General features: G+C 65.5%; 24 protein-coding genes and 1 pseudogene. 14 read left to right on the forward strand and 11 right to left on the reverse strand.

Features of this window, described 5'->3' with window-relative positions; genetic code table 11:
- A pseudogene (locus tag AB0T83_RS16115) lies at positions 1–118 on the forward strand (IS481 family transposase); the annotation flags it as partial.
- Here the strand turns inward: AB0T83_RS16115 and AB0T83_RS16120 are convergent.
- The 8 genes from AB0T83_RS16120 to AB0T83_RS16155 all read right to left on the reverse strand — a co-directional run bounded on the left by AB0T83_RS16120 (position 115) and on the right by AB0T83_RS16155 (position 9121).
- The gene (locus AB0T83_RS16120; RefSeq protein ID WP_366194248.1) at positions 115–399 is read right to left on the reverse strand and encodes a nitric oxide reductase F protein; all 285 of its coding nucleotides are present in this window, start codon (positions 397–399) and stop codon (positions 115–117) included. The pseudogene AB0T83_RS16115 and the gene AB0T83_RS16120 overlap by 4 nt on opposite strands.
- Entirely contained in the window at positions 396–962 is a 567-nt protein-coding gene (locus tag AB0T83_RS16125) for a cytochrome c oxidase subunit 3 (RefSeq protein WP_366194249.1), read from the reverse strand. The genes AB0T83_RS16120 and AB0T83_RS16125 overlap by 4 nt, the downstream gene beginning before the upstream one ends.
- 2 nt (positions 963–964) lie before the next feature.
- The gene (locus AB0T83_RS16130) at positions 965–2902 is read right to left on the reverse strand and encodes a nitric oxide reductase activation protein NorD (protein ID WP_366194250.1); all 1938 of its coding nucleotides are present in this window, start codon (positions 2900–2902) and stop codon (positions 965–967) included.
- A gap of 11 nt (positions 2903–2913) precedes the next feature.
- Positions 2914–3723, reverse strand: a complete 810-nt coding sequence (locus AB0T83_RS16135) for a CbbQ/NirQ/NorQ/GpvN family protein (RefSeq protein ID WP_366194251.1) — start codon at positions 3721–3723, stop codon at positions 2914–2916.
- Positions 3724–3728: 5 nt separating this feature from the next.
- Positions 3729–5093 (reverse strand): cbb3-type cytochrome c oxidase subunit I, encoded by a 1365-nt coding sequence (locus AB0T83_RS16140; protein ID WP_366194252.1) that lies wholly within the window; start codon positions 5091–5093, stop codon positions 3729–3731.
- Between the two features lie 20 nt (positions 5094–5113).
- Positions 5114–5566, reverse strand: a complete 453-nt coding sequence (locus AB0T83_RS16145) for a c-type cytochrome (RefSeq protein ID WP_366194253.1) — start codon at positions 5564–5566, stop codon at positions 5114–5116.
- Between the two features lie 247 nt (positions 5567–5813).
- Positions 5814–7013: an NnrS family protein gene (locus tag AB0T83_RS16150; protein WP_366194254.1), complete on the reverse strand. Its 1200-nt coding sequence runs from the start codon at positions 7011–7013 to the stop codon at positions 5814–5816.
- Entirely contained in the window at positions 7010–9121 is a 2112-nt protein-coding gene (locus tag AB0T83_RS16155; RefSeq protein ID WP_366194255.1) for a 4Fe-4S binding protein, read from the reverse strand. The genes AB0T83_RS16150 and AB0T83_RS16155 overlap by 4 nt, the downstream gene beginning before the upstream one ends.
- Positions 9122–9231: 110 nt before the next feature.
- Here AB0T83_RS16155 and AB0T83_RS16160 point away from each other — a divergent pair, with 110 nt between their 5' ends.
- The 11 genes from AB0T83_RS16160 to AB0T83_RS16210 all read left to right on the forward strand — a co-directional run bounded on the left by AB0T83_RS16160 (position 9232) and on the right by AB0T83_RS16210 (position 18912).
- Complete coding sequence (locus AB0T83_RS16160) at positions 9232–10986, forward strand: cytochrome D1 domain-containing protein (protein ID WP_366194256.1); 1755 nt, start codon at positions 9232–9234, stop codon at positions 10984–10986.
- A gap of 85 nt (positions 10987–11071) precedes the next feature.
- A complete protein-coding gene (gene cobA, locus AB0T83_RS16165) occupies positions 11072–11866 on the forward strand; it encodes a uroporphyrinogen-III C-methyltransferase (protein WP_366194257.1) in 795 nt (264 codons plus the stop codon).
- Entirely contained in the window at positions 11859–12161 is a 303-nt protein-coding gene (locus AB0T83_RS16170) for a c-type cytochrome (protein WP_435891185.1), read from the forward strand. The genes cobA and AB0T83_RS16170 overlap by 8 nt, the downstream gene beginning before the upstream one ends.
- The gene (locus AB0T83_RS16175; protein WP_366194258.1) at positions 12158–13306 is read left to right on the forward strand and encodes a cytochrome D1 domain-containing protein; all 1149 of its coding nucleotides are present in this window, start codon (positions 12158–12160) and stop codon (positions 13304–13306) included. The genes AB0T83_RS16170 and AB0T83_RS16175 overlap by 4 nt, the downstream gene beginning before the upstream one ends.
- 3 nt (positions 13307–13309) lie before the next feature.
- Positions 13310–14302: a siroheme decarboxylase subunit beta gene (gene ahbB, locus AB0T83_RS16180; protein ID WP_366194259.1), complete on the forward strand. Its 993-nt coding sequence runs from the start codon at positions 13310–13312 to the stop codon at positions 14300–14302.
- On the forward strand, positions 14299–14754 hold the full coding sequence (locus AB0T83_RS16185; protein WP_366194260.1) for an Lrp/AsnC family transcriptional regulator: 456 nt from the start codon (positions 14299–14301) through the stop codon (positions 14752–14754). Before ahbB (AB0T83_RS16180) ends, AB0T83_RS16185 begins: the two co-directional genes overlap by 4 nt.
- Complete coding sequence (ahbB, locus tag AB0T83_RS16190) at positions 14751–15239, forward strand: siroheme decarboxylase subunit beta (RefSeq protein ID WP_366194261.1); 489 nt, start codon at positions 14751–14753, stop codon at positions 15237–15239. The genes AB0T83_RS16185 and ahbB (AB0T83_RS16190) overlap by 4 nt, the downstream gene beginning before the upstream one ends.
- Positions 15240–15242: 3 nt before the next feature.
- The gene (gene nirJ / locus AB0T83_RS16195) at positions 15243–16457 is read left to right on the forward strand and encodes a heme d1 biosynthesis radical SAM protein NirJ (RefSeq protein WP_366194262.1); all 1215 of its coding nucleotides are present in this window, start codon (positions 15243–15245) and stop codon (positions 16455–16457) included.
- Entirely contained in the window at positions 16432–17979 is a 1548-nt protein-coding gene (locus tag AB0T83_RS16200; protein WP_366194263.1) for a cytochrome D1 domain-containing protein, read from the forward strand. Before nirJ ends, AB0T83_RS16200 begins: the two co-directional genes overlap by 26 nt.
- The gene (locus AB0T83_RS16205) at positions 17936–18679 is read left to right on the forward strand and encodes a CbiX/SirB N-terminal domain-containing protein (RefSeq protein WP_366194264.1); all 744 of its coding nucleotides are present in this window, start codon (positions 17936–17938) and stop codon (positions 18677–18679) included. Before AB0T83_RS16200 ends, AB0T83_RS16205 begins: the two co-directional genes overlap by 44 nt.
- Positions 18676–18912, forward strand: coding sequence for a hypothetical protein (locus AB0T83_RS16210; protein ID WP_366194265.1), 237 nt, complete (start codon positions 18676–18678; stop codon positions 18910–18912). Before AB0T83_RS16205 ends, AB0T83_RS16210 begins: the two co-directional genes overlap by 4 nt.
- A 152-nt stretch (positions 18913–19064) precedes the next feature.
- Here the strand turns inward: AB0T83_RS16210 and AB0T83_RS16215 are convergent, their stop codons facing one another.
- Together AB0T83_RS16215 and AB0T83_RS16220 are read right to left on the reverse strand one after the other, a co-directional pair.
- Entirely contained in the window at positions 19065–20069 is a 1005-nt protein-coding gene (locus AB0T83_RS16215) for a ParB/RepB/Spo0J family partition protein (protein WP_366194266.1), read from the reverse strand.
- Positions 20066–21196 (reverse strand): AAA family ATPase, encoded by a 1131-nt coding sequence (locus AB0T83_RS16220; RefSeq protein WP_366194267.1) that lies wholly within the window; start codon positions 21194–21196, stop codon positions 20066–20068. The genes AB0T83_RS16215 and AB0T83_RS16220 overlap by 4 nt, the downstream gene beginning before the upstream one ends.
- A gap of 810 nt (positions 21197–22006) precedes the next feature.
- On the opposite strand from AB0T83_RS16220, the gene AB0T83_RS16225 reads away from it, so the two are divergent.
- Positions 22007–23026: a replication initiation protein gene (locus tag AB0T83_RS16225; RefSeq protein WP_366194268.1), complete on the forward strand. Its 1020-nt coding sequence runs from the start codon at positions 22007–22009 to the stop codon at positions 23024–23026.
- 221 nt (positions 23027–23247) lie between these two features.
- Here AB0T83_RS16225 and AB0T83_RS16230 read toward each other — a convergent pair whose 3' ends face one another.
- A complete protein-coding gene (locus AB0T83_RS16230) occupies positions 23248–23463 on the reverse strand; it encodes a hypothetical protein (protein WP_366194269.1) in 216 nt (71 codons plus the stop codon).
- 295 nt (positions 23464–23758) lie between these two features.
- Between AB0T83_RS16230 and AB0T83_RS16235 the strand changes: the two genes are divergently transcribed.
- Positions 23759–24772 carry a zinc-dependent alcohol dehydrogenase gene (locus AB0T83_RS16235; protein WP_366194270.1) on the forward strand — a complete coding sequence of 338 codons (1014 nt, stop codon included), beginning with the start codon at positions 23759–23761 and terminating at the stop codon, positions 24770–24772.
- The last annotated feature ends 204 nt before the right edge of the window (positions 24773–24976 follow it).

The following is a 24976-nucleotide window of genomic DNA, read 5'->3' on the forward strand; positions in this document are numbered from 1 at the left end:
CAGGCTCAAGACCCTCAGCGGGCTTACGCCTTACGAATACATCTGCAAGATCTGGACTTCAGAACCAGATCGATTCATCCCAAATCCGATCCACCAAATGCCGGGACTGAACACCTAGGAGGCGAAGTCGGGCACAAGGTACAGGCCCAGCAGCAGCAGGCAGTACAGCCCGAGCACCCAGTTGAACCCGGCCCGCCAGGTGGGCGCGCGCCACAGGCCCAGATAGCGCGACAGGATCACCCGCGCCTTCATCCAGCTCAGCAGCAGGATCAGCGCACCGACCACCACCGGCGCCACCGCCAGCGCATCCAGCGCGGCGATCAGGGTCGAGGCCGCGCAAAGCAGCAGCAGCACAACCCAGGCGCGGGTCAGCGGATCTGTGGGCAGGGGCGGTTTCATGAGATCAGGTAGATCACCGGGAACAGCAGCACCCAGACCAGATCGACCATATGCCAGAAGGCGGCGCCGACTTCGATGTTGTGGGGATCGTCCTTCCAGGCCACCAGCGCCAGAATGACCATTCCGGCCACCACATGGGCGGCATGGAACCCGGTCAGCAGGTAGTAGAAAGTGAAAAACGCATGGGATTCGATCCCGATCCCCTGCCCCGCCTTGTCGGCGTATTCCGCGATCTTCACGGCCAGGAACACCCCGCCAAGGGCGATGGCCGCCCCCAGATGCCAGCGCGCGGCGGTGCGGCGCGCGGCTTCGCGCAAGGCCAGCGCACGGGCGGCCAGAAACCCGCTGGTGACCAGCACCACGGTGTTCAGGGCCGCACTGGTGCGGTGCAGGTGGCTTTGGGCTTCGGCAAAGCCTGTCGGGTCGGTGATCCGCACCGCCAGAAAGGCCGCCAGCCCGGCGCCGAACACCAGCAGTTCGCTGATGATGAGCACCCACATCAGAAGCTCGCCGGGCAATTCGTCCAGCACGCTGGCAGGCATCTGGCCCCGCGCGTCCGCCATGCTCAGCCCCCCACGAGCTGGCGGTAGATCTGCGGCAGCGCCTGGGTCAGCTTGTCGGGCTCGGGGATGACCGCGAAGCCGCCCTGTCCGAACAGCCGGGGAAACCAGCTTTTGGCGCTGCGGTCGATGGTGACGCCGAACACCGACTGGCCTTGCCGCCGGGCCTCGCGCACTGCCATGCGGGTGTCCTCGATGCCGTGGCGGCCTTCGTAGTGATCCAGGTCGTTGGGCTTGCCATCGGTGATGACCAACAGCAGCTTACGCTGCCGTGTCTGCTTGGCCAGGTCCGCCGAGGCATGGCGCAGCGCCGCGCCGAGCCGAGTGTAGAACCCCGGCCGCAGCCCGCCGATGCGTTCCTCGACGGTGCGCGACATCGGCTCGCCGAACCGCTTGCAGTTCTGGATATAGACCCGGTGCCGCTTGAGCGAGGAAAACGCGTTGATGGCGAAGTCGTCGCCGCAGGCCTCCAGCCCCCAGGACATGGCGGCCAACGCCTCGCGCTCCACGTCGATGACGGCGCGGCCCGAGACGGCGCTTTCGGTCGACCGCGACACGTCCAGCAGGATCGACACCGCCAGATCGCGGGCCTCGGGGCGGGTCTGCAGCCAGATCCGCTCGCTGCCCTCGCCCGAGGCCAGCCGTTCGACCTGCGCGCGCACGGCGGCATCCATGTCCAGATCATCGCCTTCCAGATGGCCGCGCGTGGTGACACGGCCGGGGCGCAGCGCCTCGAACTGCCGCTTCACGGCGCGGATGCGCCTCGCGGTGCGGGGATCCCTGGTGAAATCGTCGAATTCCGCCCGCGCTTCGGCGACCGAGGCCAGAACGCAGACATGATCGGGCAGATAGGCGCCGGTGCGGGCATCCCATTCGGGATAGGTCAGTTTCGCCGACAGGCGTTCGCGGTCCACATCCTCGGGCGCCAGATCCAGATGCAGCTTCAGCCGGGTGGCAGGCGCTTTCGACACCTGCCCCAGCCCGATCTCGTCCTGATCGTCGGCGGCCTTCTTGGCGTCGTCATTGTCGTCGTCATCGACGCGGCGGTTGAGGTTCAGGAACTCGGCCCAGCTGAGGATGGCCTCGAACTTGTGCAGGATCAGGCTGTCCTGACGCTCGGCCAGATCGGCCTCGCGGCGGCGGGCGCGCACGGTCTTTTCCCCGGCTTCCTCGGGCGTGCCTTCGGTTTCGGGGTTCTCGACCTCGTCGCTGGCGGAAAACACCATGTCGCGCAGGTCGGGCCACAGCGGCACCGGGCGGAACTGGCGATAGCCGCGCGGCGCGGTGAGTGCAGACAGATCCTCCGCATCCAGCGCCGCCCGCATGTCCCGCGCCCGTGGCGACAGATCCGCCGGATCGCCCAGCATGTGCCGCAACAGCGCCTCGACATCGGCCTCGACCCCCGGCAGCTTGCCGCGCGGACGCTGATGCAGGGTGCCTTCGGACAAGGCCGTGTAAAGGTCCCGCAGCCCCGGCGCATTGTCCAGCGCCGCCGCCACCATCGCCTGTGCCGCCTGCAAGGCGCGCAGATCGGCGCGCAGCGGGTCATCCTCGGCTACCCGCGCGGGCGCATGGGCCACGGCAGCGGTCAGCCACAGGTACAGCGCGGCATTGGCCTCGCGCGTGGGAAAGACCGCCAGCCGCGACGGCAGGCGCAGGATTTCACCGTCGAAACTGGCGCGCGGCACAGTTTCCACCTCGGTGCCCAACCGGCGCCGAAAGCTCAGACGATGCGAAGAAAGTTCATCGGAGACCGAGCGGATTTCCACCGCGTGGCTGCCGCCCAGCCCCCGAAAAAGAACTGCCAGCCGCCCCACAACCTCAGAGAGGTCGACCGCGGCTCCATGATGCACCTGAGGCGCATCCAGACGGCTGGCAAACGCGTGCCACAGTTTCCCGACAGTTTCTTCGGGTTCCCATGGCTCGAAGTCGATCGTGCCCATATCGGCTGGCCTCACCCAAAGACAGCCGTGACAAGATCGAGGAGACCGCGTTTGACGTCCTCGTCATCCGTCAGCGGCTCGACCATCGCCGCCAGAATGGCCCGCTCCACGCTCATGCCCTGGGCGATCAGCGTCGCGGCATAAACCACAAGACGGGTCGAAACCCCTTCTTCCAGATCCTGGCCCTTCAGCGCGCGCAGCTTGCCCGCCAGACGCACCAGCGCCTTGACGCGATCGGCATCCAGCCCGCTTTCCTGGGCCACGACCCTGGCTTCCAGCTCGGGCTTGGGAAAGTCGAACTCGACCGAGATGAACCGCTGCCGGGTCGAGGGTTTCAGGGTTTTCAGGATGTTCTGATAGCCGGGGTTGTAGGAGGCCACCAGCATGAAGCCCGGTGCCGCCTCCAGCTCTTCGCCGGTGCGGTCGATGGGCAGGATGCGCCGGTCGTCGGTCAGCGGGTGCAGCACCACGGTCACATCCTTGCGCGCCTCGACCACCTCGTCGAGATAGCAGATCGCGCCCTCGCGCACCGCGCGGGTCAGCGGGCCATCCACCCAGACGGTTTCGCCGCCCTTCAGCAGATAGCGCCCGATCAGATCCGCCGCCGCCAGGTCGTCATGACAGGCGACGGTGTAAAGTTTCTTGCCCAGCCGTGCCGCCATATGGGACACGAATCGGGTCTTGCCGCAGCCGGTCGGCCCTTTCAGCAGGACCGGCAGACCGTTGGCATTGGCCGCCTCGAACACATCGCATTCATCGGCATGGGCCAGGTAGAAGGGGGCGTCCGCCGCCCCCTGCAGGTTTGTGGTTGTACCGTCCATCACGCTCACTCCGCCGCCACCGAGGCATCTTCCGAGATGACTTCGCGGCGCGGCACCCACATGGCGTAGATGAACAGCAGGGCGCCGATCACAACCGCCAGGCCCGAGCCGAAGCGCATCCAGTAGAACAGCGCCAGCTGGTCCTGAACGTCCATGAAGTATTCGCCGCCCACCCGTTGCAGGTGCGTCTGCAGCGTCCCTGCGAAGGTCAACACGAAGGTCATGAAGGTCATGCCCCCGGCCATCAGCCAGAACGAGGCCATGTTGAGCACCTGGTTGTACGGATCACGTCCGCGCAGGATCGGCATGGCATAGCTGAAGATGGCAAGGTTCAGCGAGACATAGGCGCCGAAGAAGGCCAGGTGACCGTGGGCCGCGGTGATCTGCGTGCCGTGGGTATAGAAGTTCACCCCGTGCAGCGTGTGCATGAAGCCCCAGACACCGGCGCCGAAGAAGGCCAGCGTGGCACAGCCCAGCGACCACAACAGCGCGGCCTTGTTGGGATGGTCCCGGCGGCCCTTCCAGACCATCACGAAGGCAAAGGCCATCATCGCGAAGAAGGGCACCACTTCCAGGGCCGAGAAGATCGATCCGATCCACTGCCAGTAGCCCGGCGTACCGATCCAGAAATAATGGTGACCGGTGCCAAGGATGCCCGAGAACAACGCGGCGGCGACAATGACATAGAGCCATTTCTCGACGACCTCGCGGTCCACGCCGGTCAGCTTCAGCATCAGGTAGGCCAGGATCGAGGCCATGATCAGTTCCCAGACGCCTTCCACCCACAGGTGCACGATGTACCACCAGTACATCTTGTCCAGCGACAGGTTGTCAGGATTGACGAAGCTGAACAGGAACAGCAGCGCCAGACCCCAAAGCCCCAGCAGCAGGATGTTGGTGATGGCGGTCTTCTTGCCCTTCAGCACCGTCATGGTGACGTTGAACAGGAAGATCAGCGCCGCAACGACGATGCCCGCCTTGACCCATTTGGGCTGTTCGATGAACTCGCGGCCTTCCTTGCCCAGCAGCCAGTTGCCTTCGAACAGGTTGAAGACATAGGTCAGCACCACGCCCAGCGTGCCAACCACGAGGATCAGCAGCTGAAGATAGGCCAGCTTGGTCGAGTACATCTCGCGTTCGGCCTCTTCCGGGATCAGGAAGTAGGCCGCGCCGAAGAAGCCGCACAGCAGCCAGACGATCAGCGAGTTGGTGTGCAGCATCCGCACGATGTTGAACGGCAGCAGCTCGGACAGGAAGTTGGGCGAGACGTAGATCCAGCCGGCCAGCAACCCGCCCAGCACCTGTACGGCGAACAGCGCCATGGCCACGGCAAAGTAGGCCAGGGCGATTTTCTGAGTTTTGTATTTCATTTTCTTTGTCCTCTCGTCCCTTAGCCCGCGTCGTTCGGCGGCCAGCCCTGGGCGTCGATATTGTCGGTCCAGATCAGGAAGTTGCTGAGGTCACGGATTTCTTCGTCGGTCAGATTGAACTGAGGCATCTGCCGACGACCTTCGATCCCGGTTGGCATGGCTTCCATCCACCCCTTGAGGGTCTCGAAAGCTGCGTCGGGATCGTCAAGAACGCCCCAGCGGGTCATCACGTTGCCGACCTCGGGGGCGAAGTACGCCCCTTCACCCAGGATCGTGTGACAGTTGATGCAGGCGTGGTGTTCCCACACACGTTTGCCTGCGGCCACGCTTTCATTCAGCGTGTTCGCATCCGTCGACTTGTTGACGATGTAATAGTGAGAGTGGACCGAAAGGCCCACAAAGATGAGGATGAAGAAAAGCGACCCGCCATAGAAGATATTGCGGGCCATGCTTTTGGTCATGACTTCGCGCATTGCGCGCTCCTTTGCGCCGCTTGATGATAGGGGGAACTTGCGGTGTGCCGGGCCGACTCGCCTTAACGAAAGTCAAGCGTTCGTGAACGCTATTGAAATCTGAATATGAAGAACTAGCAGCGGCCTGGCGGGCCGCCAAACCCGGTCTTGGCGCAAGGGCCACGGGTTCGAAAGGCTGCACGATTCCAGCTACTTGCGGGCGGATCGGGCGGGCCTGGCATGCCGCCCCGCCCCGGCCCGCCGGACCTCAGGCGCGGGACGGCAGCCTGACATTGGTCACCGCCGGCCAGATCGACACGGAATAAAGCAGAAAAACCGCCACCCACAGCACGCCCGACGCCAGCACCAGCGGAAAGTACCACTCCGCCGGCAGGGTCGAGGCCAGCCAGCGCAGCACCGCCGCCGCCGCCAGCATCAGATAGCCCGCCGCCACCGGGGCGGGCGCCACCAGCGGACGGCCGGTGTGCCCCAGCACCGCGCGGCTCATCACCGCCAGCGTCATGCCACCCACTGCGCCGATGCCCAGGATATGCAGGGCCGCGACCTCGCTGCCCGTGCCCAGCAGCGACAGCCCCCACAGGATCAGACCGGCCCCCAACATGGCCATGCCCAGGTGCAGCGCCAGCAGGATCGGCTGGTTCAGGGTCCAGCGCCATTTCCAGCGGGCGATCCGCAGCAGTTGCACCGCGCCCGCCAGAACCGCCAGCCCGCCGACCGCCGCCGCGGGCAGTCCGGTCAGCACCGCCAGCGGCAGCACGATGGCCAGGGCCAGCGCGGCCTTTTCCGCCAGCGGCACAACCACCGGCCAGCCGTCTTCGGACACGCCCGCGCGTTTCATGGCGTTGCGCGTGAACCCCGGCGTCACCCGTCCGCCCAGCACCGCGATCATCGCGCAAATCCCCAACAGCCCGCCGCGCATGCCGGCGTCCAGCGTCGCCTCGGTCAGCCCCAGCCATTGCAGGTGCACCATCAGGTTGGCGACCCAGATCATCGCGATGAACAGCAGGAACATCACGTTCTGCGGTTTGGGGCGGTGCCACAACTGGCTGCCGATCTTCACGGCAAGGATCGGCAGAAAGGCCAGGTCCAGCCCCGCCACCAGCCACAGCGGCAGCGTGCCCGAGCACCAGATCGCCAGCCGACCGGCCAGCCAGATCCCGGCCGAGGCGGTGATGAACCGGTGCCGCGCGGCCTGCGAGCCGGTCCAGTTCGGCACCGCCGTCAGCAGAAAGCCGCCAAGGGCGGCCCCGGCATAGCCGAAGATCATCTCGTGCGCGTGCCATTGGTGCGCCGGCATGGCGAAGGGCATCTCGCTGACCACCGGCCCAAGGTAATGCACCCCCAGCCACATCACCCAGACCAGCATCGACAGAAAGCCGAAGGCTCCCGCCGCGAAGAAAAAGACGCGAAACCCCTCGCCGAAGAACAGCGCCAGTCTGGAGGTCATGCTTCCTGCTCCTTTGCCGCGCGGGCGGCCCGCGCCTTTTCGATGGCCGCCTGCCGGGCGGCGTCACTGCGGGCCCGCTTCAGCAGCGTCGGGCAGGTCGTGTCGTCGTTGAAAATGACCTGGCAGCGCAGACAGAGCACGCATTCGTTGGGATTGATCCGGCCAAGGGCATCGATGGCGCCGACGGTGCATTTCTGTTCGCACAACCGGCATTCGCGGCCGCATTGCGACCGGCGGTGCAGCCAGTCGAAGATCTTCAGCTTCGCCGGAATCGCCAGCGCCGCGCCCAACGGACACAGGTAGCGGCAATAGAACCGCTCGATGAACAGCCCGGCGGTCAGGATCGCCAGCACCATCAGCACGAAGGGCCAGGCCCGGATCATCCGCAGCGAGATCGCGGTCTTGAACGGCTCCGCCTCGGCCAGAGTGATGGCGTGCGACATGGAATAGAAGGACAGCGCCAGGATCGACAGGAACAGCGTGTATTTCACCGTCCACAGCCGCTCATGGATGGCCTGCGGCACAACGATCTGCGGCACCTTCAGTTTCTGCGCGATGGCGTTGGTCAGTTCCTGCAGCGCGCCGAAGGGACACAGCCAGCCGCAATAGACGCCCCGGCCCCAGAACAGCAGCCCCAGCGCCACGAAGCTCCACAGGATGAAGATCACCGGCTCGATCAGGAAGGTTTCCCAGTGAAACCCGGTCAGCAGCGATTGCAGGAAGGCCACCACCTGCACCACCGACAGCTGACCGTTGACGCCCCAGCCCAGCCAGACCAGCGTCAACGTCAGAAAGCCATAGCGAAAGCTGCGCCACAGCCTGGGCCGGGCCACCAGCGCCTCTTGCGCGAAAAGCATCAGCGTCAGGGTGGCGATCATCAGGCCGACGCCGATCACCACGAAGCGTTTGTCGCGCCATGTCTTTTCCCACAGCGGCGTGGGCTCGGGCGGCGGGGCCAGAATGTACTGAGATGGCAGCGCGTAATCGACCGCGGTGACAAAGCGCAACTCGGTGCCATCGCTGGCCGGGCGCGTCGCCGCGACCTCGACCCGGAACGGCGCGATGGGATCGAAGCCGTCGCCCAGTTGGAACACGCTGCGTTCCTTCATCGGCGGCGCGTCCTGCAGCCCCAGACGATCGACGCGCAGATAGCCTTCGTCGGTCAGCGCGAAGCGCCGCTCGCCCTGCACCACGGTGATGCGGTCGAACACATGGCTGCGCCTCCAGCCGGTGCCGCGATGCGATTGCACCCCTTGCGAGCCGACGAACAGCGCCACCTGCCCGGCCCCCAGCCCACCCACTGCGCGAGTGTACAGGGTCTGGCCCAGCAGGTTCTGCCCGATGGTCGGCGAGTCCAGAAGCGCCACATACAGATCCAGGAACGGCGCGTCGCCGGGGCTGAGCGGCACCTTGGCCTCGGCAAAGGCGGCGGCGGCCTCGGTCTTGGTGGTGCCCGCATGGGCGATGGACCCATCGGCCAGCAGCGCGGCCCAGTCCTGTGGCGCAAACCCGGTGCGGTCGATCCGGCCCGCGTCGATCACCCCGCGATCCAACGCCAGCGCGCGGGCGCTGCGCAGGATGCCATCGCGGATCACCCCGGTCGACACCGTCGCGCGCGAGATCACGTCCGGCGCATTGGCCTCGGCGGCGGCGGCAGAGTCGCGCGGGGCGGTCAGATCAACACCGCCGAACCCGGCCACGAAGCGCGCGATATCGGCATCCGACAGGCCCAGCGTCAGGATCGGCTCGGAATGGCGCAGCAACTCGGCCCCGGCGATCGTGCCGTCGCGGCTGACCGCCACCAGCATCTCGATCGGGCGGCCGGAATAACCCACCGACCCGGCGATTTCCCAGGTCGAGCCGATGTAGCCCAGCGTTTCCCCCCCGGCGGTGGTGACCGCCCAGCCCGGTACCGCGCCCTCGTCGGCGCGCACCCGGATCGGCGCGCCCGGATCGAACAGCCGCTCGGCCATGGCTGTCAGAACCTGCAGCGAGGGCGCTTCGGCGCTTTCCCGCAGCAGCCCGGTCTGCGCCAGGGCCAGCCCGCCGTTCAGGACGAGGATCAGCAGGCAGGGCAGGAGAAGCGGGATGTGATGAAGCCGGATCATGATTTCCGGATACGAAGCGAAGAACTGTCCCACCTTAACCTAAGTCAAGGCGCTCACAGCAATGTGATTCCACCCTCGGCGTGCCTCACCAGCATAACGGAGACACCGTAATGACCTCGACACGAGCCATCTGCAGACCCGCGCTGTTTCTGAGCGCGGCGATGGCCCTTGGGCTCTCTGCCCTGGGAGCCGCTGCACAGGACAAGCCAAAGGACCACGCCGACGGCCCCGCCGCGGCGTATGAACCGTCCATGACCACCCTGGGACAGATCCAGGTGGAAATTCCCGGTCGCAAGGAAGGCGACCCGGTGATGACGGCAGAAGAGTATCAGGAAGCCAACCAGATCTATTTCGAGCGGTGCGCCGGCTGCCACGGCGTGCTGCGCAAGGGCGCCACCGGCAAGGCGCTGACCCCGGACATCACCCGTGCAAACGGCCATGAATACGTCCGCGACTTCATCAACTACGGCTCGCCGGCGGGCATGCCGAACTGGGGCACCTCGGGCGACCTGAGCGAAGAGCAGGTCGACATGATGGCCCGCTACCTGCTGCTCGATCCGGCCTCGCCGCCGGAATTCGGGATGCCGGAAATGCGCGAAAGCTGGAAGCTGATCGTCGCGCCGGAAGACCGCCCGAAAGAGAAGTTGAACGACATCGACATCGACAACCTGTTCTCGGTCACCCTGCGTGACTCGGGCCAGGTGGCGCTGATCGATGGCGCAACCTACGAGATCCACGCGATCATCGACACCGGCTATGCGGTTCACATCTCGCGCATTTCGGCCTCGGGCCGGTATCTGTTCGTGATCGGCCGCGACGCCCTGGTCAACATGATCGACCTGTGGATGGAAACCCCCGCAACGGTGGCCCAGATCAAGGTCGGCGCTGAAGCGCGGTCGATCGAGACCTCCAAGTTCGAAGGCTTCGAGGACAAATACGCCATTGCCGGGGCCTATTGGCCGCCGCAATACGTCATCATGGACGGCGACACGCTGGAACCGCTCAAGATCAAATCCACCCGTGGCATGATCTACGACGAGCAGACCTACCACCCCGAGCCCCGCGTGGCGGCCATTCTGGCCTCGCACTACAAGCCGGAGTTCATCGTCAACGTCAAGGAAACCGGCAAGATTCTGATGGTCGACTATTCGGACATCCAGAACCTGAAGGTGACCGAGATCGAAGCCGAACGCTTCCTGCATGACGGCGGTCTGGACAGCACCCACCGGTACTTCCTGACGGCGGCCAACGCCCGCGGCAAGGTCGTGGTCATCGACACCCAGACCAGTGCGCTGACGGCGATCCTTGAAACCGAAGGTGAAACGCCGCACCCCGGCCGTGGCGCCAACCTGATGCACCCGACGCTGGGCCCCGTCTGGGCAACCTCGCACCTGGGCGATGACACCATCGCGCTGATCGGCACCGACCCCGAAGGTCACCCCGACCAGGCGTGGAAGATGGTGCAGCAGCTTTACGGTCTGGGCGGCGGTTCGCTGTTCGTGAAGTCACACCCGACTTCGAACCACCTGTATGTGGACGCGCCGCTGAACCCGGATGCCGAAACCTCCGGTTCGATCGCGGTCTTCAAGGTCGACGAACTGGACCAGGAAGAGCCGGAATTCGTGACCCTGCCGATCGTGGAATGGGCCGAAATCTCGGAAGGCCAGCCGCGCGTCGTGCAGGGCGAGTTCAACCAGGCAGGAACCGAAATCTGGTTCTCGGTCTGGAACGCCAAGGACCTGGAATCGGCCATCGTGGTCGTCGACGACAAGACGCTTGAACTGAAGAAGGTCATCAAGGACCCGCGCCTGATCACACCGACCGGCAAGTTCAACGTCTTCAACACTCGGTCTGACGTTTACTGATCCTTTACGTCGTTCCCGGCAGGGGCGGTCCGCCGCCCCCGCCCTTTCTCACCAGCCAACCGCTTCATTTTACGGGGAAAGCGCAATGCCAAACCTGGGAAAAGTCTGTCTGATCGGCGCCGGTCCCGGCGACCCTGAGCTTCTGACCCTGCGCGCCCTGCGGATGCTGCAATCCGCGGATGTGGTGGTCTACGACCGTCTGGTTTCCGACGAAATTCTCGCGCTGGCGCCCGAAGGCGCGCGCCGGTTCTCGGTGGGCAAGGCCCCCAAGGATCACCCCGTCCCCCAGGACCGCATCAACGAGGTTCTGGCCGAATTCGCCCAGGCCGGCCTGTCCGTGGCCCGCCTGAAGGGCGGCGACCCGCTGATCTTCGGGCGCGGCTCGGAAGAGGCCGCCTATCTGACCGCCCTTGGCATCCCGGTGGACTATGCCCCCGGCATCACCGCCGCGCAGGGCGTGGCCGCCGCCACCGGCGTGCCGCTGACCCATCGCGGCCTGGCCACCGGTGTGCGCTATGTCACCGGCCACCGGCAGGCCGATGGCGCGCTGGATCTGGACTGGAAAGGCCTCGCCTGCATCGACACCACGCTGGTGGTCTACATGGGCGTGGCCAACATCGGCCAGATCGCCATGCACCTGATGGCCGAAGGCCTGCCCCATGACACCCCGGTGATGGCCATCGCCAATGCCACCACCCCGCGCGAACGCCGCCTGTTTTCCTGCCTTGGCCGGATCGCGCCCGACATCTGCGCCGCCGAGATGCAGGCCCCGGTCCTTTTCGTGATCGGCCGTGTCGTCTCCCTGTCCGAGGCCTATGCGGCCATCAGGCTGACGGCTGAAAGCGACGCGCCCACAACGGTTCGGGCGGCCCATGCGTAGCCTTGTTTTTCTGCTGGCCTCGACCCTCATGGTCTCGGCTTCCGACATTGCCGACCCCGACGCGCTGGAACATCTGGTGCGGCAGGATTGCGGGTCGTGCCACGGGCTGACCCTGAAGGGCGGGCTGGGTCCGGACATCCGCCCCGACGCCCTTTCCCACTACGATCCCGACACGCTGGCCATCGTGGTGCTCGACGGCATTCCCGGCACTGCCATGCCTCCGTGGCGGCCGCTGATTTCCGAGGCCGAAGCGCAATGGATCGCGGATTATCTTCTTTCAGGAACCCAACCATGAAACTGCTGATCGCCAGCCTGCTGGCCTCTGTCACCCTGACCGCCGCGCAGGCCGCAGACATCGTTGCCACCGGCGATCTGGGCCTCGTGGTCGAACGCGCCGATGGTTCACTGCTGCTGGTGGACCGTTCCGACCGCGCGGCCATTGGCCGGATCGAGGGGCTGGGCGACCTGTCGCACGCCAGCCTCGTCTATTCGCCCGACGAACGTTTCGCCTATGTGTTTGGCCGCGATGGCGGGCTCAGCAAGGTCGACATCGTCGAACAGGCCGTGGTGGCGCGCGTGATCCAAGCCGGCAATTCCATCGGCGGGGCGATCTCCGACGATGGCGCGCTGGTGGCGGTGTCGAACTATGACCCCGGCGGGGTGCGGATCTTCGACGCCGACACGCTGGAAATGGTCGCCGATATTCCCACCGGGTCGAAAACCATCGGGCTGGTCGACGCGCCGGGCCGCCGCTTCGTCTTCACCATGTGGGACAGCGGCGAAACCTGGATCGCCGACCTGTCCGGCGACACGCCCGAGATCAAAAAGATCCCCGACATGGGCGCCAACCCCTATGACGCGCTGATCACCAGCGACGGGCGCACCTATATCACCGGCCTGTTCGGCGAGGATGGAATGACCGCGCTGGACCTCTGGCAGGACGCCCCGGAACCGATCCGCGTGCTGCCAGGCTATGGCCGCGGCGCCGAGGAACTGCCGGTCTACAAGATGCCCCACCTGGAAGGCTGGGCGCTGGCGGGCGGTGAATTCGTCCTGCCTGCGGTCAAGCATCACCAGGTGCTGTGGGTCGATGCCACCACGCTGCAGGAAACCGGCCGCACCGAGACCTACGGCCAGCCGGTCTTTGCCATGGCGCGCCCCGATGGCCGGCATGTCTGGGTCAACTTCGCCCATCCGCTGAACGACACCATCCAGGTGATCGACACGCTGACCAAGCAGGTGGTGCATGAATTCAAGCCCGGCCCGGCGGTGCTGCACATGGAATTCAGCCCCCGCGGCAACGAGGTCTGGGTCTCGGTCCGCGACGCCGGCAAGGTCATGATCTACGACACCGCCAGCTTCGAAAAGCTGGGCGAGATCGACGCCGCCAGCCCTTCGGGCATCTTCTTCACCGCGCGCGCGCATCGGACGGGGCTGTAACCCATGGAGATGACCGTTGATCCCATCGACCTGCGGCTGCTGGACGACTGGCAGCGCGACCTGCCGCTGGTGCCGCGCCCCTTCGCCCGGATGGGCGACACGCTGGGTTGCGGTGAGGCCGAAGTGCTGAAACGGCTCGACCGCATGCAGGCGGTCGGGCGGATTTCGCGGGTGGGCGCGACCTTTGCCCCCAACACAATCTCGGCCAGCACCCTGGCCGCCGTCGCCGCCCCCCCCGACCGGATCGAATCGGTGGCCGAGATCATCGGCGCCCAGCCCGGCGTCAACCACAGTTACCTGCGCGAAAACGAATGGAACCTGTGGTTCGTAGCCACCGGGCCGGACCGCGCCCATGTGGACCGGGTTCTGCACGACATCGGCCGCAAGACCGGCCTGCGGGTGCTGGACCTGCGGCTGGTGCGGCCCTTCAACGTCGATCTCGGCTTTCGCCTGACCGGCACGCCGGGCCGGCCGGTGACCCCGCGCAAGGTGCGCCCCGAGGTGCTGGAACCCGGCGACCGCCGCCTGATGCAGGTGCTGTCGCAGGGGTTGGACATGGTGCCCTGCCCCTACCAGCGCGTCGCCGAACAACTGGGCCGGAGCGAGGCCGAAGTGCTGGACCGTCTGGCGGTGCTGCAAGAGGCCGGCATCCTGGGCCGGCTGGGCGTCATCGTGCGCCACCGCGCCCTTGGCTGGCGCGCCAATGCCATGGTGGTCTGGGACATCAGCTCGGACCGCATCGACCGGGCGGGACCGGTGCTGGCCGCGCACAGCGGCGTCACCCTGTGTTACGAGCGCCGCCCGGTGGCCGACGCCTGGCCCTACCGGCTGTATTGCATGATCCACGCCCGCAGCCGCGACGAGGCTCTGGGCGTTCTGAACAAGGCCGCCGCCTTGCCCGACTTAGAGGGCGTGAAGCATCTGGCGTTGTTTTCCAGCCGGTGTTTCAAGCAAACTGGCGCCCTGATCTCGACCAAAGGAACCGCTGCCGCATGACCGACGATCTTGACACCACAGACCGCGCGCTGCTGAACCGGTTGCAGGACGACCTGCCGCTGGACCCGCGCCCTTTCGCGGCGCTGGGGCAGGAACTTGACCTGACCGAGGCCGAGGTTCTGGCCCGCATCTCGCGGCTGCGCGACACCGGCTATCTGACCCGTTTCGGCCCGTTCTACGATGCCGCGGCCCTGGGCGGCGCCTTCTGCCTCTGCGCGATGGAAGTGCCCGAGGACCGCTATGCGGCGGTGACCGAACAGGTCAACGCCCATTCCGAAGTGGCCCATAACTATGCCCGCGACCACCGGCTGAACATGTGGTTCGTGATGGCCACCGAAAGCGCCGAGGGCATTCAGGCCACGGCGCGCCGGATCGAAGCGGAAACCGGCCTGCAAGTGCTGCTGTTTCCCAAGGAACGCGAATTCTTCATCGGCTTCCGGGTGGCGGCATGACCCTGGATGCCACCGACCGCCGGATCGTCGAGGCCACCCAGGCCGGGCTGCCGCTGGTGCCCGCGCCCTTTGCTGCCGTGGCCGAGGGGCTGGGCCTGACCGAACCCGAAGTCATCGACCGCATCACGGCCATGAAGGCGCGCGGCGTGATCCGCCGTATCGGCGGCGCACCCAATCACTACAAGCTGGGCATGACCGCCAACGGCATGTCGGTCTGGGACGTGGAGGACGCCCTCGTGGATCAACTGGGCGAGAAGATCGGCGCCCTGCCCTTCGTCACCCACAGCTATCGCCGCCCGCGCGCCCTGCCGGTCTGGCCCTACAACCTGTTTGCCATGGTGCACGGCTCGACCCGCGACGAGGTCGACGCCAAGCGCGCCGAAATCGCCGCCATTCTGGGCGACGCCTGCCGTGGCAGCGACATCCTGTTTTCCACTAAAATCCTGAAAAAAACCGGCCTGCGACTGCGCCGCAAGGAAGGATAGACCATGTTTCGCCTCACCGAGTACATGCACCAGCTGGTCACCCCCACGCCGGTCCGCACCCGCCGCGGCTCCGGCCCCGTGAAACCGGTGGTGATCTGGAACCTGACCCGCCGATGCAACCTGAAATGCCGGCACTGCTACACCGTCTCGGCGGATGTGGATTTCCCCGGAGAGCTGAGCCACCAGCAGGCGATGGACACGCTCGACGACCTTGACCGTTTCGGCATTCCGGCGCTGATCCTGTCGGGCGGTGAGCCGCTGGACCGCAAGGATCTGTTCGACCTGGCGGCCCGCGCCCGGCCGATGGTCAGGATGCTGGCGCTGTCCACCAATGGCACCAAGATCCACGGCGAAAACGCCGACCGCGTGGCCGAGGCCGGGTTCGACTATGTCGGCATCTCGATCGACGGCATCGGCGCGACGAACGACTGGTTCCGCGGCGTGGATGGCGCGTTTTCCGACGCCCTTCGCGGCGTGCGCGAATGCAAGAAACGCGGCATAAAGGTCGGGCTGCGCTTCACCCTGACCGACGGCAACCATGGCCACCTGCCGGACCTGCTGCAACTGTGCGACGACGAAGGGGTCGACAAGTTCTACCTGTCGCATCTGGTCTATGCCGGGCGCGGCGACAAGAACCGGGGCGAGGATGCCGCGCATAAACGCTCGCGCCGGGCCATGGATCTGCTGATCGAGCGCAGCTGGGCGGGCGCCGCCGACGGCTTCCCGCTGGACATCGTGACCGGCAACAACGATGCCGACGCGGTGCATTTCCTGAACTGGGTCGAACGCAATTTCGATGCTGCCGAACACGCAAATGTGCGCGACCATCTGGAAGCCTGGGGCGGCAACTCCTCGGGTCTGGGGGTCGCCAATATCGACACCCAGGGCAATGTGCACCCCGATACGTACTGGTCGGATTACACCATCGGCAACGTGAAAAACACCCCGTTTTCCGAGCTTTGGACAGGTCCCGACCCGATGCTGGCCAAGCTGCGCACCCGGCCCCGCCCGCTCAAGGGTCGCTGCGGCGCCTGCGCCCATCAGGCCGTCTGCGGCGGCAACACCCGCATCCGCGCCCTGCAATTGACCGGCGATCCCTGGGCCGAAGATCCGGCCTGCTACCTGTCCGACGCCGAGATCGGCGTGACCGAAAGCGACCGCCTGACCGTGACCCCCTTTCGAGGAAAACGACATGATCCGGTTCACCGTTTCCATTAGTGCGGCCCTGTTCGCGGCCACGTCTCTGGCCGCAGACCCCGCCCGGGACTATGCCGATCACTGCACCGACTGCCATGGCCCCAGCCGTCTGGGCGCCCTGGGTCCGGCGCTGATCCCGCAGACCCTGGGCCGGATGCGCGGCCCCAACCTTGAGGCGGTGATCCGCGACGGCCGCGCCGCCACCCAGATGCCAGGCTTTGCCGAGGTGCTGGACCCCGACCGCATCGCCGCGCTGGCAGACTACCTGAACACACCGCTCGACGATGTCCCGGCCTGGGGCGAGGCCGAGATCACCGCCAGCCGCACCCTGACCCCGGATTACACCCCCGCCCCGGCCCCGGTCTGGTCCTCGGATCCGATGAACATCACGTTGGTGGTGGAAACCGGCGACCATCACGTCAGCGTGCTGGACGGCGACACCTTCGAGCTACTCGACCGGTTTGAAACCCCCTTTGCCGTCCACGGCGGGCCGAAGTTCAGCCCCGACGGGCGCTATGTCTTCATCATGTCGCGCGACGGCTGGGTGCAGAAATACGACCTGTGGTCCCTGTCCGAAGTGGGCCGCGTCCGCGCCGGTCTGAACAGCCGCAACATCGCCATGAGCCACGATGGCAAATGGCTGGCCGTGGCCAACTACCTGCCGATGACACTGACCCTGCTGTCGACCGAGGATCTGTCGGTCGCCCGCGTGATGGAGGTGATCGGCAAGGATGGCACCTCCAGCCGGGTTTCAGCGGTCTATCAGGCGCCGCAGCGCAAAAGCTTCATCCTCGCCCTGAAGGACGCCCCCGAGATCTGGGAGGTCGCCACCGACCCCAACGCCGAGCCGGTCTACGAGGGCTTCGTGCACAGCCGCGAGAAAGGCATGGTCGAGGCCATCGCCTCCTCCGAAGGGCTGTTCGCCCGGCGCCGGATCGAGGTCACCGAGCCGCTGGACGATTTCTTCTTCGACGACGACTATCGCAACCTGATCGGCGCGGCCCGCGATGGGCGGCGCGGCGTGGTGGTCAACCTTAACGTCGGGCGCGAGATCGCCGAGCTGCCGCTGGACGGCATGCCGCATCTGGGCTCGGGCATCTCGTGGGATCGCGATGGCCGCCGTGTGATGGCCACGCCGCACCTGAAAGAGGCCAAGCTGTCGGTCATCGACACCGAAACCTGGGAACGGCTGACCACCATCGAAACCGAAGGCCCCGGCTTCTTCCTGCGCAGCCATGAAAACACGCCCTACTTCTGGGCCGATGTCTTCTTCGGTCCCAACCGCGACGCCATGCATGTGATCGACAAGCAGAGCCTTGAGATCGTCAAGACCCTGCGCCCGGTACCCGGCGCCACCGTCGCCCATGTGGAATTCACCCGCGACGGGCGCTATGCTCTGGTGTCGGTCTGGGAAGACGACGGCGCGGTCATCGTCTATGACGCCGCCACGCTGGAAGAGGTCCGCCGCCTGCCGATGCGCAAACCATCCGGGAAGTACAATGTCTGGAACAAGATCACCTTCTCTGAAGGCACCAGCCACTGAGGCCATCCTGGTCTCGCACGGCCAGCCTTCGGACCCGGCCCCGGCCGAGGCCCGGCTGGCCGAACTGGCCGCCAAGGTCGCCGCCCGGATGCCGGGGCGCCGCATTGGCTCGGCCACGCTGGCGGCCATGGGGTCCGTCGAGCGCGCGCTGGACGGCGCGCGCAACGATGTGCTGATCTATCCGCTGTTCATGACCGAAGGCTGGTTCACCAACACCGCCCTGCCCGCCCGTCTTGGCCTGCCCGCCGCGCGCGTCCTGCCGCCGCTGGGCAGCGATCCCGCCCTGCCGGGCCTCACCCTGCGGATGCTGGCAGACACGGCCTCCAGCGCCGGTTGGCGCGCGTCAGAGACAGAAGTTCTGGTCGCGGCCCACGGATCGGCGCAGGGCAAGGTGCCTGCCGCCTGCACCCGGCGCTTTGCCAAGGCCTTGCGGCAGGCCAAAACCTTCGCCCGGATCGAGGTCGCCTTCCTGGAAGAACCGCCCCATATCCACAGGGTGGCGGCGGGATTCGGGCCGAAATCGATCTGCCTGTCCTATTTCGCCGCCGACGGTGGCCATGTCACCGACGACCTGCCCGCCGCCCTGAGCGCGGGCGGCTTCCTTGGCCCCACCTTGCCGCCGCTGGCCCTGTGGCCCGCCATCCCTGCCCTGATCGCCAACGCCCTGTGCGCCGCTGCCCGCCTGGAACACGCCTCATGACCGACACCGACGAGAAATGGACCCGCAAGCGGCTGGCCTTCGTGCTCTACCCCTTCGCGGCGGGGGCTGTGGCCATCAACTTGTTCATGCTCAGCCTGATGGGACAGGCCATCGGTCTGCCGGCGCTGTCGCCGATGCTGACCCTTGGGCTCAGCATTCCGCTGGGCATCCCGGCAACCTGGTGGTCTGCCAAATGGGTGCGCGGGCTGATGGATGAGGCCGAGGGCAAATAACCGGACGGCGGGTCTTGCGGCCCGCCGCCCCTGCCCCGTCGTCACCATCTTCAAGGTCTTGCCTTGGCAATCTGGCCGCATCAGATCCGTTGACAAACTGATTAACCAACTGTTTTTAAACGATAAATCCGACTTCTTGCCAGTTGGCAATCTCACTTTCCGAAGCGATCCGCCATGTATCGGGCAAAGGCTTCCTCCAACGCATTGCGGCTCAGGCTGTCCGAGAACTCCATGACCACGCTGCGGCCCTTCTTGCGCACCGTGATGCCGCTTTCCCCCGGCCCCCGACGATACAGCGTGCCGCCCTGCCCTTTCGGTTTCGCCGGTTTGACCGCCGCCTTCAGCGCCGCCAGAACCTGCGCGCCATCGCTGACCCGCCCCTGCCCTTTCGCCGCCGCCAGATCCGCCGCCGCGGCCAGAACTCTGGCCCGGTCCGACGGCCGCGCCAGAAGCGGCTTCAGCTGTCGGGCGTGCAGTTCCTTGATGTCAGTGATGGCACCATAGGCGGCGACAATCTCGGGCGGCAGTTTGGCCAGTTGCAGATAGCGCGACAGCCAGCCTTCCGAGACCTCCAGCCGCGCCGCCATCGCCTTCTGCTTGCCGCCGTAATAGCGCTCCAATGCGGCGGCATAATCGCGGGCGCGTTCGAAGTCGCTGATATCCTCGCGATCGCGGTTCTCGATATCGGCCAGCCGGAAAGCCTCTTCGTCCGACAGGTCGCGCACATCCACCAGATACTTGAACTGCGGATAGTTGTTGGCGCGTAGCCAGCTGACGGCGAAATGCCGCCGCGCGCCGCAGATCACCTCATAGGCCTGCGCGCCGCCATCGCTGACGCGGCGCACGATGGCCGGAAACTCCTGCCGCCCCTGCGCGCGGATGCCGTCGATCAGGTCCCGGCAGCTGTCCTCGGTCAGAAGGTCGTAGGCGCGGTTGTGATGCGCCCACATGCGGCACTCGGCCGGGTCCACCCATTTCAGGGTCTTCTCTTCGATCTCGCCCGACAGCCGGTCGCCGATGGTGGTGGACCGCTTCAGGAAGCGCGCGCCGCCCCGGTCTTTCGGCGCCGCCGATTCGGGCGTCGGCGCCGCGTCCGTGGGCTGGGCGTCCAGCCCGCTGAGAATGTCGTCAAACAGTGCGTCGTGCTTCTTGCTCACAGGATCCCCTCCTTGCGCAGGTCCGAATGGTGGCTGGGCCAGGTCTTGCGGATCAGCGTCTCCACCTCGCGCCCGACCGCATCCAGATAGGTGCGGCAGCGCTTGTGGGTCTCGGTCCGCCGGGCTGGCCCCGTCAACTCGTATACCGTCTTCAGGTTGGCCGTTGCGTTGTCGATCTCGGCACTGTCCTTGAGCACCGATTGCAGAACGTCATGTGGAAACACCGCATCCATCATCCGCTTGATCGCCACATGCGCCGACTTCTGGTCGTCCATCTTGGTCGCCACGATCTTGACGAAGGAATAGGACCGCGCGCCGCCATGTTCCGAAATCTCGCCCAGCGTCGCCGCCATCATCTTCAGGAAATGCGCGGTCGAGGCGAAGTCGATGTTGTTGGGCGGCGCCGGGATCAGCAGCGCGTTGGCGGCCCGCAGCACCGACAGCGACAGCATCCCCAGCGCCGGCGGCGGGTCCAGCAGCACGATGTCGAACTGGTCCTGGATCGACTCGACCCCGTCGCGCAGTTTGTCCAGCACGAAGGTGTGGTCACGGGCCATGCGCGCGGCGAATTCATACTCGGCGTCATACAAGCCCAGATTGGCCGGGATCAGCGCGATGCCCGGCCAATAGGTGGCGCGCAGCGCGTAGTGCAGCGTCGCCGGGCCGCCATGGCGGAAGAACGGATACAGCGTGTCTTCATCCTCGTCGACATCCACGTCCGGGTTCAGCCCGAAGACGGCGGTGGTCGAGGCCTGGCTGTCGCAATCGATCACGCAGACCCGGTAGCCTTTCAGCGCGAAGTACTGCGCCAGATGGGTCACCAGCGTGGACTTTCCGACCCCGCCCTTGAAGTTCTGCACCGCCATGACCAGCGGCGGGTCGCCGGGCGCGCGGTGCGGCAGCGTGCCGAAGACCTCGCGCATCCGGTTGACCTCGGCCAGTGAATAGCCTGTGCGGCGGCCGGTTTCGGGATCCTTCTGCGGCTCAGGCAGGCGGCCATCGGCCTCGGCATCCCGGATCAGTTTTTCCGACCGGCCGACCATCTCGGCGGCGGAGCGGACGTTGAAACTGAGCTCGAGCTGCTTTTCACTGCCGGGCGCATAAACGCGGTCGCGCAGGCGGTTCATGACCGTGTCGGCGCGGGTCGAGAGGTTTTGCAATTCAGAAAGCGTAACGGGGGGGAGAACCTGGTTGTCCATGGTATCCTCGAATAGTGACGCTCGAATCATGCGGGACAGGGGGCACCGCCGCAAGTGCGATAATTTTCGGAAATCAACGAAAAAAGCGGAAGTTGCAGATGTATCCCGGAATGAGTGGAATTTCTGGGCAACAGCGGCCCGGTTCGGAGATTTTCGGGTGAAACAGGTGCAATCCTTCCAATTTGTAAGGCGACCCGCGCCGATCCGGGAGTTATCCCCAAAACCCCAACAAAAAACACCGGCACCCGCAGGGATTCTAGATTCTAAGTGTTCCATGTTCAGGATGGGTAAGTTGTTGTCTTTAAGGATATCTTTCGGCCAATCCCTACTTCATGGGTGACTACGGCCTACGTTTGGGGTGAGTAAAGCTTACGGATGGGGTTGGCTGCGCCTACGTCTTGGGTGCGGATTCTCGCTTACATTTCGGGTGCCCGCAGACCCCTGTAAAACAAGCATTTTCTGGTTGATCTTGGCCGATTTCCGAGTCCGGGGGCGAGTCGGGTCCATTCGCAAACCTTACGGATTGGGTGAGCCGGGACGGGCGGTCTTTCTGTTTATACGTTACATAGGGCCGATATTCGATGTAAGGTTTGGCGGGGCGGGTCCGGGCGTTGCCACCTGACCCATGGGATCCGCCGCCGGATCGGCACAACGCCCGCGCAAATGCTTTACCGGGGCAGAGCGCCTTGGTAGCTTACATCCAACAAACTACAAACGTAAGAGAATCGAGTAGCGCGCGTGGCAGCCGACCGTTCCTATCGCACCCTGGACGCCCGACCCAATGCTGAAAGCCTCGTCAAACCGGGGGAATTGGTGGATCTGGTCGAGGTGACCCCGCTGACTTTGGCAGATCGGCGGATCTATAACCAGCTTCTGGAAAACGCCTGGGACGGGATCGAGAAACCCGTGACCCATGTGATCGCCAAGGCGGAGTTGCGCGGCTCGCACAATGCCAACGATCGCATCGGCGAAAGCCTGGAACGGCTGATGTCAGCCATCGTCAAGGTGCAGGTGAATTGGGACGGCGAAGAGGCGATCGAGCGGGTGCAGCTTCTGGGCGGCAACATCGAAACCCTGCGTCGCGACGGGCTGATCGAATACGAGATCCCGGCGCGGCTGCGCAAGATCATCAAGCATTCGTCGGTCTTCGCACGGTTGCAGCGCGAGGTGATGTTCGCGCTGACCTCGAAATACGCGCTGACGCTGTACGAGATGGTGCAGAAGCGCGGCAACCTGAAGTACCGCGCGTCCGAGAAGTTCTCGCTGGAGGCGCTGCGCGGCGTGCTGGGCGTGCCCAAGGGCAAGCTGACCAGTTGGTCGAACCTGAACCTGCGCGCCATCAAGCCCGCGGTGGCCGAGGTCAACGCGCTGAGCGACTATGTGGTGCAGATCGAACCGATCAAGACCGGGCGCCGGGTCACCCATGTGGAGTTGCGGTGGTGGCGCAAGGATCGCGACGGGGTGGACGCGGCCGAGCGCGAAGTCAGTTTCTCGAAGGTCGGGCGCAAGGCGCGGGTGGCCGGGGACGTGGAGCCGGAGGTGTCGACGCTGAAGCCGCGTCCGGCCTGGCTGGACGGGCAGGGCAGGGCGCTGCGCACCGAGACCTATGAGACTGCCAAGCTGCGCCATCCCGGCTATGACATCTACTTCGTGGAAAGCGAATGGCGGGCTTGGTCCACGGGCCGCGAACCGCCGCGCGATCCCGACAAGGCGTTCCTGGCCTTTTTCAGAAAGTTTGCGGAAAACAACCCGTTGTAGGGAAATTGCCAATTGGCAATTTTCGGGCGGGCGGGGCGCGCAATCGTGGGGTCCGGGTTGTGGTCGTTTTGGCCGATAAATGACCATAAGAATCAGCAAGACTCTGGTCTGCCCGCAAACTACCCGACTCGGCGGAAAGCGGTATCCGCGAAAAAATCCCGGCAGCCGGTCGGGCTGCAAGGGCGGTGTCCGGGATCGTCTTGACGGAGCCCCAGCGGGCGTCAGTTCGTCAGCGCGTCGAAGTTCGAGGTGTCCACATCCGCGACGGCCTCGCGCCCGATGGCATCGAAGTCGGTCGAGCGCTTGACCTCGTCCGAGATCTCTTCGGCCTCGGCGGCATTGACGCCCGCTTGCGCCGCGGCGTTGACCTGGCTGTCGCTCAGGCCGCAGGCGGTCAACAGGGGCAGCGCCAGCAGTGGCACCAGCAGGGATTTCATCGCGATCTCCTTTATCCGGGGACAATGGTGTCCGGGGCACGATCTAGGGCTGGCGCTGCCGGGTCAATGCCGCGAGTACGAAAATATATGCGGGCGGGGCAGGCTCGGGAGAATCGGCGAAACCGGCATCTACGGGATGCCCTGCGAATTCTCACCGATTGCCGGGATGGCGGCGTGTCGATCTAGGACCGGCGTTTCCCCCTTTGCCTTCCCTTTTGTCGTGGGCACGGTGATCCTGGTTGCGATATATGCCTGTACCCTTGCCAACCGAAGCACCGCCTGAGGAGAAGCCGACATGCTGGGAGTGACCAAGCGGAGCGAAGCGTATGGCGATGTCGGTCTGGTCGACCGGCCGGATCCTGTGGCAAAGCCCGGAACGGTGGTGCTGAAAACCGCCGGGGCGGGGATCTGCGGCACCGATCTTCACATCTTCAGGAACGAGTACGCCGTGGCTCCGCCGGTCGTCATGGGGCATGAGGTTTGCGGCCATGTGGTCGCGGTGGGCGAGGGCGTTGACAGTGGCCTGATCGGCCAGCGTTTTGTGGCCGAAAGCTTCTATTCCACCTGCGGCACTTGCCGCCATTGCCGGACCGGGCGCACCAATCTGTGTCACGCCCGCATGTCCATTGGCAGCCATGTCGACGGGGCGATGGCGCCTTTGGTCGAGGTGCCGCTGGTCAACCTGCACCCGGCGCCGGGGTTCATGTCCGATGCCGCCGCATCGCTGGCGGAACCGGTGGCCTGTGTGACCAACTCGCTGTACGGCGACGCGGCTTATGTGGAGCCCGGCGACGACGTGCTTGTGATCGGGCCGGGCGCCATTGGTCTGATCGCGGGACAGGTCGCGCGCCTGATGGGCGGCAATGTCACCCTGCGCGGCACCGAAAACGACACACCGCGGCTTGACGCCGCCGGGGCGCTGGGGTTCGCGGTCTCGGTCGTGGGCGAGGATCTGGCGCCGGACCGTTTCGACGTGGCGGTGGAGTGCTCGGGCAACCAGTTCGGCTATGCCGACGCCCTGCGCTTCCTGACAAAGGGCGGGCATCTGGCCCAGATGGGGTTGTCGGGCAAGGACAGCAGCCTTCCCACCGACCTGATCTGCTACAAGGAATTGACCCTCACCTCGGGGTTTGCCTCGAACCCCAGAAGCTGGAGGCGGGCGATGACACTGATGCACTCGGGCAAGCTTGACCTGGAAAGCCTTGTTTCCGAGGTCGTGCCGCTTTCGCAATGGAAACGCGCCTTCGATCGCAGCTTTGCCGCGGACGGCATCAAGTTCGTGATCGACCCGCGGCTGGACGAGGCCTGAGAATGAAAGCCGAGGCCGGGCTGGACACCGGCGCAGGTCCGATCCGGGACACGGCCAGCCAGACGGCCTGACGGGTGGACAGTTCCAATCCGTTGCTTTGGCGGTTTGTGGCGTGCAGCAGGTCGCTGGATCACGTGGCCCTGTCCGAACGGCCCTGGTCCCGATCCTGACGGCGACCGCCCTATCGCCTTCGACGCGGGGCAG

This window comes from Meridianimarinicoccus marinus (assembly GCF_040689105.1).
Classification (GTDB): domain Bacteria; phylum Pseudomonadota; class Alphaproteobacteria; order Rhodobacterales; family Rhodobacteraceae; genus Meridianimarinicoccus; species Meridianimarinicoccus marinus.